The organism is Paenibacillus sophorae (genome assembly GCF_018966525.1).
GTDB lineage: Bacteria > Bacillota > Bacilli > Paenibacillales > Paenibacillaceae > Paenibacillus_AQ > Paenibacillus_AQ sophorae.
The window spans coordinates 1,133,219-1,145,687 of sequence record NZ_CP076607.1 but is presented as its reverse complement, the minus strand read 5'-3'; the positions used below and the strand labels follow the sequence as shown (position 1 = coordinate 1,145,687).

Genomic DNA, 12,469 nt, shown 5'->3' with positions numbered 1-12,469 from the left:
CGCCTCGCCTTATGCTACATTCCCGGCGGCGACGCCGCACCTGCGAGAATATGGGCGAGCGCCCCCAGCATACCGTCGATATCTTGTTCACTAATAATAAGCGGGGGTTGAAAGGCCAAGACATTTCGTCCCACCCCGTTTTTCCCGATCAAATATCCCCGGTCTTTCATTTCCTCCAGCACATCATCCGTAAAGGCCGCGGCATCCGCCGCATCGCCGCCGCGCAGTTCCATGCCCAGCATAAGTCCGGTTCCTCTTACATCGGCGATCCGCTCCGGATAGCGTCTCTGAAGATCCTGAAGCCCTTCCTTCAGTCTTGCGCCCAACTGCTGCGCCCTCTCGGGAAGCCGCTCCGACTCGATGTAATCCAGCACGGCAAGCGCTGTGGCCGCCGACACCGGATTCCCGCCGAAGGTGGAAGCGGACGGCGTATTCAGCGAACGTGCAATTTCGTCCGCTGCCGCAAAAGCGGCCACCGGCACGCCGTTGCCGAGCGCCTTGGCCATCGTGATGATATCCGGCACGACGCCGAAATGCTCCATAGCGAACATCTTGCCCGTCCGACCGAAGCCGGTCTGGATTTCATCCGCAATCAGCAGGACGCCATACTGCTCCAGCAGCGACTTCACCGAGCGGAAGTACGAGGGCTCCGGCATAATCATTCCGCCGTTGCCCTGAATCGGCTCGGTGATCATGGCGGCAATCGTCTCCCCCTTCACCTCTAGTACCCTCTTAAGGTCCTCCAATGAACGCTCCGCCGCCTGTTCCGGCTTCAAATCCGGGTCGTAGGGACGCCGGATAAAGGTTACATCCTCGTCCAGATATTTATCGGTCCGCCACATGGGCAGCCCCGTTACGCTCATCGTCAGATTGGTCCGCCCATGCAGCCCACTCTCCAGCGCAATAAATCCTTTGCGTCCGGTATGGAGCCTTGCCAGCAGCAACGCTCCTTCGTTGGCCTCCGAGCCGCTGTTCACGAAGAACGTGCGTCTTAAATTCCCGGGAAGCACTTCCGCTAGCCGCTCCGCCAAATCGACGTTCGGCTGAGTCAGATACACGGTCGTCGTATGCTGCAGCTGCTGCAGCTGATGAATCGTCCGTGCCGTAATCGCCGGGTTGCAGTGGCCGCAGGCAACCACCGACACCCCGGCGAAGAAATCGGTGTATTCTTTGCCGGTCTCGTCGTAGACGTACTGCATCGACCCGCGGACAAGTTGCGGCGAATTCCGGTAAAAATGCTGCGTACAGGGGTAGAAGTACTGTTTACGCTTGGCCGTGACGGCCTCTCTTCCAATTATGTTGTTCTCGTTCACAGCCGGTCCCTCTTTTCTGAGAATTGCGTCCGGCCGCTTGCATAGAACACGCTCCGCAATCGGCCGTCTTTTTCAACGATATCGATATTTAAAATTTAATCAAATTGCAGTGACCCCAGTGTATATCCTGCATAGACGGGCGGAAGGTCGTTGGTCAAATCTTCCTTAGAGGCCCCCATCATTGCCTGCTGATATGCAGTAATAATTGCACCCAGCTGTTCCGGCGTATACGTCGATCCCTCAATACGGAAAGTGGAGATGCCCGCCGCATTCAGCTCATCCAGCATCGGCAGATAGCACAGCTCTTTCGCGAACACCAGATGACAGCGTCCATGCTGATCCCGGTACACCGGATTCTCCCCTTTGTCGGTCATCAGGACAAGCACATCGTTGCCGACATAGCGGTTGTCTTCCTCCCCGATCGGCTCCATCACTTCGGCATTCTCATATAAATCATGCTCCATATACATCAGCGCAGGCGTGCCGTGCACCACCATTTCCAGCGGCAGCGGGCAGCGGGAGGCAAAGGTTGCAAAATGCTCCAGCGTCATCTCCGGCGATACGGCAATCCGCTTAAGTCCAAGCCCTGCATAGAGCCCGGCGGCCAGAGTGTTGTAGATATTGAGGCTGGCGTCCCCGGTCATGGGGTAACCGGAAGTATTATAGCGGCGGATCGCGCCGAGATTGGTTACGAGCAGGCCGTCAATCGGCAGGCGTTCTCCATGAATCAGCAGTTGGTCGTATTGGTCAAAATGCAGCTCCGTCATCATCCGCGGCAGTCCCAGATACAGCTTCGTCTCTCCTTTAAGCGCGCCCAGCTCCATAATGTCGCGCTTGGTGAATGGACGGTCGGGCTCATAGACGTCGCCGGACAGGTATAGATACCCCACCTTGGCTTCCAGCGCGGCCTTGGCCTGCGCCATGTTATTGACGCGCACTGCAAGCTCTGGACTCACCCGAGCCTGCTTAGGCCGCGCCTCCTGCGCAAGCCGTCCCTTAAGCTGCATTACACGGTCTTCGGATAGCTCACGCTCCGCCGTCGGCGTACTGAACACCTTGCCCGTACTGTAGAACTTGCCTGTACCTTCATACCGGCGGTTAATGTTCCGCAGACCCGGCTTGCCGAACGCGTAGGCAGTGGAGAAATCGCGCTTGCGGTTCTGGTACAGCAGCTTCGAATCAACCGTGCGGTCGAACCCTATGGGGTCTTCGATGTACCGATCGATCGCTTCACCGTAGCTGTTGACGAGCATGACCATAAAATCCTTGTCGCGCATGCGGCCTTCGATTTTGAAAGAGGTGATTCCCGATTCGATCAGCTCCGGCAAATTCTCGTACATGAACATATCCTTGACCGCGAGCGGGTAATCCGCCGGGAAGACATAGCCGTCCTTTTTAATCCGGTAATTCCACCGGCAGGGCTTCATGCATTTGCCCCGGTTGCTGCTCATTCCGAACACATGAGAGCTGTAGTAGCAGTTCGCTCCGTGAACCGAGCACATATCGCCGTGGACAAAATACTCCAGTTCCACTCCGCTCCTTGTGCCCAGCAGCTTCGCCGTCTGCAGGTCCATCTCCCGCGAGGTAACCACTCGGCTTACGCCAAGATCGCGCAGCGCGTAGATCATCTCCAAATTATGCACATTCATCATGACCGAAGCATGGATAGGAAGGGTAAGCCCCATCTCCTGAATCAGCTTCAGCACCGCCATATCCTGCACGATCAGCGCATCCGGACGGACACCGTCCAGAAAAGCGAGATATTCGCGGGCTTCTTCGGTCTCCTGCTCGCTGAACAGGTTGTTTACGGTAATGTACACCTTCTTGCCAAGGCCATGGGCGATAGACAGCGCCTCCGCAATCTCTTCATGGGTCAAATTGTAGCCCTTGCGCATCATTCTCATATTGAGCACGGGTCCGCCGAAATAGACCGCATCGCAGCGGGACTGCACAACCTCTTTGAAAATCTCGAAGGTGCCGGCTGGCGCCAGCAATTCAATTTCTTTTCCGTTAAAATAACGCGTCATGCGTGTTTCCTCCTTAAGTGACTCCCCTGATGACCTGACCATTTACAGGATAGCTGCGGCAACGCCCAGCAGAATGAACATAGCGATAAAAAAAGTATCGGCCCAGCCCCACCTCAGGCGGTGATACCGCGAACGGGGGGCATCCATTTGGAAGCCGCGCGCTTCCATGGAGTAGACCAGATCCTGGGCACGCCGGAACGCTCCGGCAATGACGGGCACAAGCAGCGTCACCAGCATCCGGCCCTTCTCTTTCAGCGGAAGCTCACTGAGATCGGCGCCCCGCGAGGCCTGCGCCTTTAGAATAATCTGCGCCTCGTCCAGAATGGTCGGTATGAACCGCAGGGCGAGGCTGACCATCAGCGTAAAGCGGCCCGGAGAAAGTCCGGTGAACCTGAGCGGCGACAAGATCCCCTCCATCCCTTGGTTCAGACGGGCGGGAGTGGTCGTGAACGTTAACAGAGCAGTAAAGGCAACCAGCAGGAATGTGCGGATTACCGCGAACGCGCCGAGCCTGAGCCCCTCCTCGTGAAGGAAGTAAGAACCAAGCGTCAGCCATACCGCCCCTTCCTTGACCGACAACAGCTGAACGATAAAAATAAACAGCATTAAATACCGCAGCGGCTTGGCCGCCTTCAAATAATATTTCAGCGGAATCCGGGTTGAAGCCGCCACCGTCACCGAGAATAAGGCAAGCAGCGCCATGGCCGGCCAAGACCGGGACAGCAAAATGGCGGCGACGTACAGCAGCATGCCGATGAGCTTAGAACGCGGGTCCAGCTTATGTATCCAGGAGCCGGTCTCAATGCTTCTGCCGAGCAGCAAACGCTCATTCATGGCCGGCCCCCTCTTGCCCCGCGCAAGCGGCACTTTTCCCGCTTCTGGAGACAATCAGCTCCGCCAGCCCTTCCGCCGTCAGCCGGGGGGCTTCGTTCTCAAGGCCAAGCCGGTCCGCAACCGCCCGCCAGTAGCGGAGCGAGTCCGGCACCGCCAGACCGCAGCGCGTGAGCAGGGAAGGGTCCGCGGCCAACTCCTTCACACCGCCTTGGAAGACCGCGCGGCCCTGGTTAAGAATCACCCAGAGGTCGGCATAAGGCAGAAGCTCGTCCATCCGGTGAGTGACGACAATGACAGTCCGCCCGCGTTCCCGGCACAGACTCGTAAGCAGTCCGATCAGTTCCTTGCGGCTGGCCGGGTCCAGCGACGCTGTCGGCTCGTCCAGCACGATAATCTCCGGGTCCGCGGCCAGCACCGAAGCGATGGCCGCCTTGCGCATTTGTCCGCCGCTGAGGCGGAAAGGATTGCGTTCAAGCAGCGCAAGGTCCAGCCCCATGTCAAGCATTGCCCGGCGCGCTCGCTCCCGCGCCTCATCCGGGCTCATGCCGAAATTGAGCGGACCGAAGCACAGATCCTTCTCCACCGTCTCCGCGAACATCTGCTGCTCCGGAAATTGGAAGACCAGCCCGACCCGCCGCCGCAGCGGCAGCAGCTTGGGCGTCTTCTCTCCGGCATGGAGCGTAATATCCAGAACCGATACCTTTCCCTGCGTCGGCCTCAGGATTCCATTGAATAATTGAAGCAGCGTCGATTTACCCGACCCTGTCGATCCGGCAATGCCGACTATGGACCCTTGGGGAAGGTCGAGATCGATGCCGTGCAGCGCAGTTTGCCGCCACAAGCTCCGCTGCGCATAGGTATAGCTTACTTGCTGCAGTTGAATGGCCATAGTGTTTCTACAAGCTCCTTTTCACTGGCGGGAACGCCGATTGTAAGGCCCCGCGCCTCGAGCTCGCGGCTCAGCTCCCAGGCATACGGCGCGCGCAAGCGGCACTCTTCCATCAGCTCGCGGCTGCGGAACAGCTCGGCAGGTGTCATATCCCCCGCCAGCCCGCTTCCGCTCAGCGCGAGCACGCGCTGCGAGGCCATAATCTCATCGGCATCATGCGTAATCATGAGAATCGTATACCCTTCGGCATGCATGTCCCGCAAAATGCTCAGCAGCCCGTTCCGGCTCTCTTCGTCCAACATGGAAGAGGCCTCGTCAAAAATGACGACGCCCGGCTCCATGGCAAGGATGGATGCAATCGCGACCCGCTGCTTCTGCCCTCCGGACAGCTCTCCAGGGTGCTTGGCCATCAGTCCGGAAACCCCGAGCTTGCCGGCGTACAGATGCAGACGCCGGTCCATCTCCTCCCGGGACAAACACAGCCCTTCCAGGCCGAAAAGGATATCCTCCTCCACCGTCTCCCCGACGAACTGGTTGTCCGGATTCTGAAACACCATGCCGATCTTCCGGCGGATGCTTGGGACGCTTTCTTCACTCAGCACCTCGCCGCAAACGGCAATTTCGCCGGCGCTTTTGGGAAGCAGCGCATTGAGCAGCTTCACCAGCGTCGATTTGCCTGATCCGCTCGCGCCTACCAGGCCAACCCATTGCCCCTTCGGGATGCAAAGCGAGATCCCCTGCAGGATCGGATTCTCCGGGTCATAGCCGAAAGACACGTCCTTCAGCACAATGGCGTCTGGGCCGTGCTCTGCGGAATGCCGCGTTCCGTTCATTTCGTTCATGCTGTGTTCATCCTCCCCGCGGCTCGTTCAAGCTTAGCGTAAAAATTCCTCGAACAGCGATATTTGGGACAACGAGGACACCAGATAGCGAACCGCATAACCGACCGCAACTCCGGTGACAATCCCGGTCACGAGCAGGATCGGCAGATAATACATTATGCTCGTGGTCCCCATCACCATGGAGGCCGCCGCCAGTTGCCCGATGTTATGTGCGATGCTTCCCGCGATACTGACCCCGATCAGGCTCAGCTGCATGCGCCCTCCCTTCATCAGCAGGAACATGACTATGAAGCTGAGCAGCGAGCCGAACAGGCTGAACAGCAGACTGGAGAAGGTACCCAGGATAAATGCGGTAAGAAGCGTTTTCAGGATAACAAGCATAAAGGCGTCGCGCCCGCGCAAAAAATAGATGCAGGTCAGAATCATAATGTTGGCAAAGCCCAGCTTCGCCCCCGGCATAAGTCCCATCGCGGACAGAGGAATCTGCGCCTCCACAATGCCGAGCACTACAGCCACCGCGGAAAAAATGGCGACAATCACCGTTCTCTTCAGCGCCTGGCTTGATTCGCTATTGGACAAACCCATCAATTTCATCCTCCCCCGCCGGACTTGCGATTTCCACCAGCACCCGATGCGGCAGACAGACGATCGTCTGTTTAGGCCGGGTAATAAAACCGAAGCCGAGACATACTTGGTCCGGGCAGTCCGCTTCGTACATCTCTACCCCGTAATCATGCACTTTAAGAATGTTATAGCCGCGTTCCGTACGGATATCGATCGTCTGTTCCTCTTTGGTGAGCTTAATGGTACGGTAATGCTTGCCATCCACCGTGATATTCGCCACCAGTTCTTTCCCTTCTCCCCCTTTGCCCTCATTGCCGGACAAATAACGGGGCACGAGAAAAGCCAGCGCAGCGATCAATATGACGGCAATCAACAGCATATCTGCGCGTTTCATAAAATTCTCCCTTATTTTTTAATCAAATGATAACCAGACTTAATAATTATAACGGCCTCTTGTAAATCCTTCAATGAATGCGAAAGCTTATTCTCTGAATTTGAACGGACTTCACAAAATGTATATTAATCACTAGAAAAAAAAGGATGATCCGGTTTTTTCGGGATATTCCATCCCAGGCAGGCCATGGGCCTCATCGCCGGGCGAAAACGCTGGAAGCTTGTTGCATTCCGGATATTTATATGTTAAAATTTAATAATATTTGATTTTTCCGAAACTATGGATTCGCCAAAAAGAAGGTTCCACATTTTCTTGCGCGACTCTTCCTTATTTATATGAGATGATATTCAAACTGGTTTTCCGACTCACGCTGGCGCGGTCATTGGAGCCGCAAGGACAAAAGAGAGGCAGGGCTTTTGTCGTTTTGGATGCAGAGCTATTATCCCCATACGGCTGCTGGAAATAAAGAGGAGTATAAGCCCGTTGCTCACGAACGGCGGGAAGATTAAATATACATGAACGGAAACGACCGGACTTGTCATACGGACACAGGCGTTTCCGCCAAACATACTAAGCGCTCGGTAACCGCTGCTTGCGGATGCCGGGCGCTGTCCATTTTACAGAACATGCAGCCAGCCTGCCAGGGACATCCACAATGGAACACTCAACATTACGCCAAAAGCCAATCCGCGACGGAAGCTGCCTTCTACTTTCATCCTTAATTCCTCTTTCCTGATCTAAAAAATTTAATTTTAATTACCTAAATTTAATATAAATTATTTTGTTGCATTATGTTGTGAAATAGATCACATTCTCTCTTCTTAAACAATTCCCTTTAAAAAAAACAGCCCTGCCTTGGGAGTCGACAGGACCGTAAAAGAAATATATTACAAAACACTGGGGGGTGTTTGGTAAGTTCAATATACACCCCAAACCTGAAAATAACCTGACCAAAACCTGAAAAAGACCTTAAATTTTCGCCAAAACCTAAAAGTTTCCATGCACCGCTCACGGGAAGCTGCCGATCCTCATTTCATCTATAATGCCGCGCTGCCTTCGTCCACTTTTTGAAAGGGGGTAACGACTTTGTTTTTGCCCGAGCGTTTCGCGGCGTACAGCAGGGCGTCCGTATCTTCAAACAATCGTTCCTTTGTGGTTCCCTTCTCATAGCTTTTGAGGCCGATGCTCACGGTTACGGCAAGTCCGCCCAGTTCCGCATGCCGCGTCTCGGAGAACGCCGTCCGGATCTGCTCCATAAGGCAGAGCGCCTCCTCAAACGTCTGCTCAAACAGCAGTACGGCAAATTCTTCACCGCCGTAGCGGGTAGCGATATCGGTGGGCGGGATATTTTCCTGGATGGTGCACGCCACTCTGGATAAGACGAGATCGCCTGTCCGGTGCCCGAATTTATCGTTAATTCCTTTGAAATTATCAATGTCGAGCAGAGCCAGATGAAAGGGGACTCCTAATTCCCCGTATTCCAGCGCTTTTTCATAAAATTCATGAAACGACATGTGGTTGAACAATCCGGTCAGAGCATCTGTTTTGGATATCTTCAGCATCGTGGCGTTCTCGACCATGAGATTCTGCTTGGCGGTCATTGTCGTCTCCAGATCATACAGAAGCTCGCGTCCATTGACGATAATAATGCCAGCCACCAGTGTGCCGACAAGAATGAAGATGGGGATGGATATCAGATCGAACGGGTTCAGAAAGGCTTTGAACCGATAATCCCAATTGTACAGAATACAGAAGGCGACAATCTGCAAGACTGCCGTATACAAAGTTAAATCAAGCCGGAAGAAAATAGCTGAAGCCATAATGGGCAGCAGCATAACAGCCCCTATAATGCGAATGTCCATATTCAGGTGGATAATCACCATCGAGACGAATGTGCCCGCCGCAAACAAGGAGATGAAAGAGTATCTGACCGCATACCGGTCAACCAGTTGGGCCGCCGCGACACTTCCGCCCATCAGCAGCGTCGGCCCCAAAAGAACCTTATAATAGAAAATCCCGGCTTCGAGCTCATACGGAAGAAAATAGTATGCATACAGCTGGGCGGCAAAATGCAGCGCAATGACAACCCAATAAGTCTCCAAAAAACGTTTGATCCATTTGGTCTGCCTATGTATGGAAGCATCGGACGCATTTACAAAGTCCCTTATTCTCATTCCTTCACCACGCCAGAATATTATTTTAGGGTAAGATTCCACAAACTTTTCATAATAATCTTGAAAATTGTACAGAAAAATGAGGAATTAATCAATCAAAAGCCAGGCATTGCGCCAATAAAAAACGCAGTCCCCCCGTAACCGGGAAAACCGCGTCGTAATTTGGATAGTTTAGGATATTCCTGCCTATATTTCTATTGATTCCTCAGCAAGATACAGATAAAAGGTCCGCTCGCCCGGGAGGCCGTGTCATCGGTGAATTCCACGCTCTCGATCAAGTCCTGGCCGTCAGGTATGATGATTGGAGTGATAGGGGACAACCCTGCGTTTGCAATGACCTCAAGGTCGAACTCCAGCAGCGTCTGGCCGGTGCTTACCTTATCGCCTGCACTCACACAGGGGTGGAAGCCTTCTCCCTTTAACGATACGGTTTCAATGCCGACATGTATCAGCATCTGAATCCCGGTTTCGTGTTCGAGCAGCAGCGCGTGCTTGCTCTTCTCCATAATATGGACCACCGTGCCCGGGCAAGGTGCCGTTACTTTACCTTCCGAGGGCAGAATCGCCCTCCCTTTCCCCATGGTGCCGCTTGAAAATGCCGGGTCCGGCACTTCTTCCAGCGTCAGCATCTTTCCTTTTAGCGGTGCCTCAAGCTCGATAAGCCTGGCGGCTTTTTTCTTTTTGGCGAATCCAAACATGTCAGTTCCTCCCGTTCTGCTGAATCGAGCTATCCAGCCAAATGTTTGTCCATTGCTGGCATATAAAATTGCAAGGAATCATTTCCTACGATACAAAGAATTTCCACCATGACCGTCGGATCGAAGCAAAAAGCAAAGAACGCGGCCCCAAACTTCGGGAAACCGCGCATATTCCGCCTAACAAGGATGCTCAAGAAGAGATAGTTTGATTAACCGCCGTATTTGGAGCTGTACTCATCCATCTTTGCTAAAGCCTTATTAAACAGCGCGGTACCCGCGGTCATCTTCTTGTTAGCCTCAGCATACTTTTTCTTATCAATTTTCGTACTGTACAACGAGTTCTTCATTATGGTAAATCCTTCGAGTTGGAGCTTGGCGCCGGAGAGATAATAGCTATGAATTACAGCCAGTTCTTCATTCGATGGCTCAGCCTTTTTCAAGCCCACGACAAGTTTGGTGTAATTGGGAACGATCACGTTGTTGAACGCCAAATACGCTTTCTTGCGGTTAGATGGAGTCACTACCCGATACTTGTTATACGTGGATAATGCTAAATTCTCATACTTCCCCAACGGTGCAATTTGGTCAACATACTCAACCAAGGCATCAAGCATCACATCATTAGCGTCATCATCCGTATAATCTTCGTCTGTCCCATAGTAATCGTCCGAGGCGGTATAGTCCACGGGATCATTATTGGTACTGTCCTCGGCAGAGTTATTTGCGCTATCCTGGGAATCCACCACTTTGATCGTTACAGTGTACGGTGTATACCCATGCCCTATATCAACCGTTAAAGTCGCTGTACCGACTCCAACCGCATGAATATGTGAATAATACGTTAATACCGACTCCACCTTAAGCACCGAAGTATCGGAAGACACCGGAACAAAGTCATAATCTCCGATCTCCAACAGACTTGAGTCATGAATAAGCGCGGTGAAATCAGCGGTCTCACCGACAGTCAACGTAGTATTAAAGCCGGTAAAATCCACAACCGAATCCAGGCTCTTATCGGCCGCAAACGCACTTACAGGGAATAGCAGCACTACCACCACAGCCAAACACATAACAGACTTGAATAACTTATTCACTACAATCCCACCTTAACATAATTTTGAACTTATGTAACTCAACTATCGCAGCATAATTGCAAATAAAAAGCAACCATCCTATTTTTCCCTTTCTATTAATTAATCGGATATTTGTCGAAAATAGTTAATAAGAATCAGATTTCGGGACATTCCAACGGAGATTAGGAATGTTGTCTTAGGCATAAAATCATAGATCTATCGATCTCGGGCTTACCACTACATGATCCGCAGGATTTTACGTGAATTATCCGACATCATGCCGCGCACCCGCCGGCTGCCAGGCAAGGATGCTGCTGTCCAGAAACACGCGCGGCGCGCCGGTGGTGAGGCAGGTCGCCCGAATACGGCCCTCTCGGATACCCTTGACCTCGATCTTCCGCTGCGTAATCCTGCCGGCTTTGTCTATATATACAATTTCAATAATTTGACCAACATTCATCTTCACAATGTCCGCCTCCAGATAGGAACATTTGTTTGTATATTATATGCGAACATTCGTTCTTTATGCAATCTATAAAATTACCCTGTTAGGATCATGCCCTCACTTCTTACTTTCCCTCTTCCTGTTTTTGGAACGATATTATTAAGGGGAGGTGATTCTATGTCAATATATCAAACCATCCATTGGTATGTTTTCCATAAGAAGTTTATTTTCCACTCAATGGGGTTAGTGGAAAAATTCACATTTTCGACATCCATTAATAGTAAATTTTTTATTATAATACAAGTATAAACTTAAGGAGGTAATTCAATGTCAAATCTGTTAACGAAACCAACTCAATTAGTATTAGTTTTTGCACTAATGCTAAGCATCTGCTTTTCCAGTATCGCTAAAGCAGAATCAAGCTCCGATGAAGGTACATTGGTAAGCCAAACCGTAACAAATGAGTATGATATGTACAAAAAATTTAATAGTAAGAGTGATGAGCAGCTAATTAATGAGGGGTTTTCGGAGGAGAAGATTAAAGAACTAAGAAGTGTGGATTATAAAAAAGAAATTAAGGAAAAGGCTGATAAACTTGCAAAAGTAGATGTGAAATTACTTAAAGATTTAGGGTATACACAAGAACAAATAAAAGATATTAAAAATTATACAGGTACAGAAGAACAACTATATTCTATATCAGCAACGCTGGCTTTAAGTACATACTATGGAACTTCTTCAAAATCTTCCACATATTCTCAAGTCAATTTTAGAACAGACTGGACATGGTCCTCTGCACCAATTAATTTATTTACAGATGCCTTAGCGGTTCCTTGGTCTGAGGGCATGTACCTAGACACAGCTAGCTCTTATACTTTTGGTAAATATGATTTATACGATGAATGGTCTGAAGCTTACCAACAGACACAAACCGTTCCAGTTCAGGCTGATCTTAATAGAGGTGCTTATATTAAAATTGATATGGGATACCATAACAACGATATTGGTGGACTTTATGCTAAAAAGGGAAAATTCGGTTACAAAATATTTAAAAGTGCATTAGTAAATGAAGTTGCAGTTCAACCAACTTATGGTCATGCTGCAGTTGGCATTCCCGCTATTAGTATTTCGTTCCCAGCAGGGCTTTCTGTCGATTTTTCTATCGGGACTAGTACAGAAGCACAAAATTATAAGTATCAATCGCTATAAGTTAAAA

13 protein-coding genes are annotated in these 12,469 nt (G+C 51.3%); 2 read left to right on the top strand and 11 right to left on the bottom strand.

All coding sequences use genetic code 11. The annotated features are described in order from the left end of the window. Positions 1-14: 14 nt before the first annotated feature. The 7 genes from KP014_RS05440 to KP014_RS05410 all read right to left on the bottom strand — a co-directional run bounded on the left by KP014_RS05440 (position 15) and on the right by KP014_RS05410 (position 6,863). On the bottom strand, positions 15-1,313 hold the full coding sequence (locus tag KP014_RS05440) for an aspartate aminotransferase family protein (RefSeq protein WP_036597252.1): 1,299 nt from the start codon (positions 1,311-1,313) through the stop codon (positions 15-17). Positions 1,314-1,408: 95 nt separating this feature from the next. Continuing rightward, positions 1,409-3,340, bottom strand: coding sequence for a peptidase U32 family protein (locus tag KP014_RS05435; RefSeq protein WP_036597251.1), 1,932 nt, complete (start codon positions 3,338-3,340; stop codon positions 1,409-1,411). 42 nt (positions 3,341-3,382) lie between these two features. Continuing rightward, entirely contained in the window at positions 3,383-4,174 is a 792-nt protein-coding gene (locus KP014_RS05430; protein ID WP_036597249.1) for an energy-coupling factor transporter transmembrane component T family protein, read from the bottom strand. Next, on the bottom strand, positions 4,167-5,063 hold the full coding sequence (locus KP014_RS05425; protein ID WP_090834727.1) for an ATP-binding cassette domain-containing protein: 897 nt from the start codon (positions 5,061-5,063) through the stop codon (positions 4,167-4,169). Before KP014_RS05425 ends, KP014_RS05430 begins: the two co-directional genes overlap by 8 nt. Then, on the bottom strand, positions 5,039-5,905 hold the full coding sequence (locus tag KP014_RS05420; RefSeq protein ID WP_343223051.1) for an ATP-binding cassette domain-containing protein: 867 nt from the start codon (positions 5,903-5,905) through the stop codon (positions 5,039-5,041). Before KP014_RS05420 ends, KP014_RS05425 begins: the two co-directional genes overlap by 25 nt. Positions 5,906-5,938: 33 nt before the next feature. Next, on the bottom strand, positions 5,939-6,490 hold the full coding sequence (locus KP014_RS05415; RefSeq protein WP_036597988.1) for a Gx transporter family protein: 552 nt from the start codon (positions 6,488-6,490) through the stop codon (positions 5,939-5,941). Continuing rightward, positions 6,474-6,863: a NusG domain II-containing protein gene (locus tag KP014_RS05410; protein ID WP_036597990.1), complete on the bottom strand. Its 390-nt coding sequence runs from the start codon at positions 6,861-6,863 to the stop codon at positions 6,474-6,476. Before KP014_RS05410 ends, KP014_RS05415 begins: the two co-directional genes overlap by 17 nt. 515 nt (positions 6,864-7,378) lie before the next feature. Here KP014_RS05410 and KP014_RS05405 point away from each other — a divergent pair. After that, positions 7,379-7,585, top strand: coding sequence for a hypothetical protein (locus KP014_RS05405; protein WP_216700456.1), 207 nt, complete (start codon positions 7,379-7,381; stop codon positions 7,583-7,585). Positions 7,586-7,900: 315 nt separating this feature from the next. On the opposite strand, the gene KP014_RS05400 is transcribed toward KP014_RS05405, so the two are convergent. The 4 genes from KP014_RS05400 to KP014_RS05385 all read right to left on the bottom strand — a co-directional run bounded on the left by KP014_RS05400 (position 7,901) and on the right by KP014_RS05385 (position 11,268). After that, a complete protein-coding gene (locus KP014_RS05400; RefSeq protein WP_063619507.1) occupies positions 7,901-9,037 on the bottom strand; it encodes a GGDEF domain-containing protein in 1,137 nt (378 codons plus the stop codon). 194 nt (positions 9,038-9,231) lie between these two features. Then, a complete protein-coding gene (locus tag KP014_RS05395; RefSeq protein ID WP_036597992.1) occupies positions 9,232-9,735 on the bottom strand; it encodes a PTS sugar transporter subunit IIA in 504 nt (167 codons plus the stop codon). A 209-nt stretch (positions 9,736-9,944) separates the two neighbouring features. After that, positions 9,945-10,829: a hypothetical protein gene (locus KP014_RS05390; protein ID WP_036597994.1), complete on the bottom strand. Its 885-nt coding sequence runs from the start codon at positions 10,827-10,829 to the stop codon at positions 9,945-9,947. Positions 10,830-11,073: 244 nt separating this feature from the next. Next, positions 11,074-11,268, bottom strand: a complete 195-nt coding sequence (locus tag KP014_RS05385) for a hypothetical protein (RefSeq protein ID WP_425517275.1) — start codon at positions 11,266-11,268, stop codon at positions 11,074-11,076. Between the two features lie 312 nt (positions 11,269-11,580). On the opposite strand from KP014_RS05385, the gene KP014_RS05380 reads away from it, so the two are divergent. Beyond that, complete coding sequence (locus tag KP014_RS05380; protein ID WP_036597999.1) at positions 11,581-12,462, top strand: hypothetical protein; 882 nt, start codon at positions 11,581-11,583, stop codon at positions 12,460-12,462. The last annotated feature ends 7 nt before the right edge of the window (positions 12,463-12,469 follow it).

Excerpts from the sequence above, each read along its gene's own strand:
- KP014_RS05435 (WP_036597251.1), bottom strand. The coding sequence starts at position 3,340 with ATGACGCGTTATTTTAACGGAAAAGAAATTGAATTGCTGGCGCCAGCC.
- KP014_RS05430 (WP_036597249.1), bottom strand. The coding sequence starts at position 4,174 with ATGAATGAGCGTTTGCTGCTCGGCAGAAGCATTGAGACCGGCTCCTGG.
- KP014_RS05425 (WP_090834727.1), bottom strand. The coding sequence starts at position 5,063 with ATGGCCATTCAACTGCAGCAAGTAAGCTATACCTATGCGCAGCGGAGC.
- KP014_RS05420 (WP_343223051.1), bottom strand. The coding sequence starts at position 5,905 with ATGAACGAAATGAACGGAACGCGGCATTCCGCAGAGCACGGCCCAGAC.
- KP014_RS05415 (WP_036597988.1), bottom strand. The coding sequence starts at position 6,490 with ATGGGTTTGTCCAATAGCGAATCAAGCCAGGCGCTGAAGAGAACGGTG.
- KP014_RS05410 (WP_036597990.1), bottom strand. The coding sequence starts at position 6,863 with ATGAAACGCGCAGATATGCTGTTGATTGCCGTCATATTGATCGCTGCG.
- KP014_RS05405 (WP_216700456.1), top strand. The coding sequence starts at position 7,379 with ATGAACGGAAACGACCGGACTTGTCATACGGACACAGGCGTTTCCGCC.
- KP014_RS05400 (WP_063619507.1), bottom strand. The coding sequence starts at position 9,037 with ATGAGAATAAGGGACTTTGTAAATGCGTCCGATGCTTCCATACATAGG.
- KP014_RS05395 (WP_036597992.1), bottom strand. The coding sequence starts at position 9,735 with ATGTTTGGATTCGCCAAAAAGAAAAAAGCCGCCAGGCTTATCGAGCTT.
- KP014_RS05385 (WP_425517275.1), bottom strand. The coding sequence starts at position 11,268 with ATGAATGTTGGTCAAATTATTGAAATTGTATATATAGACAAAGCCGGC.
- KP014_RS05380 (WP_036597999.1), top strand. The coding sequence starts at position 11,581 with ATGTCAAATCTGTTAACGAAACCAACTCAATTAGTATTAGTTTTTGCA.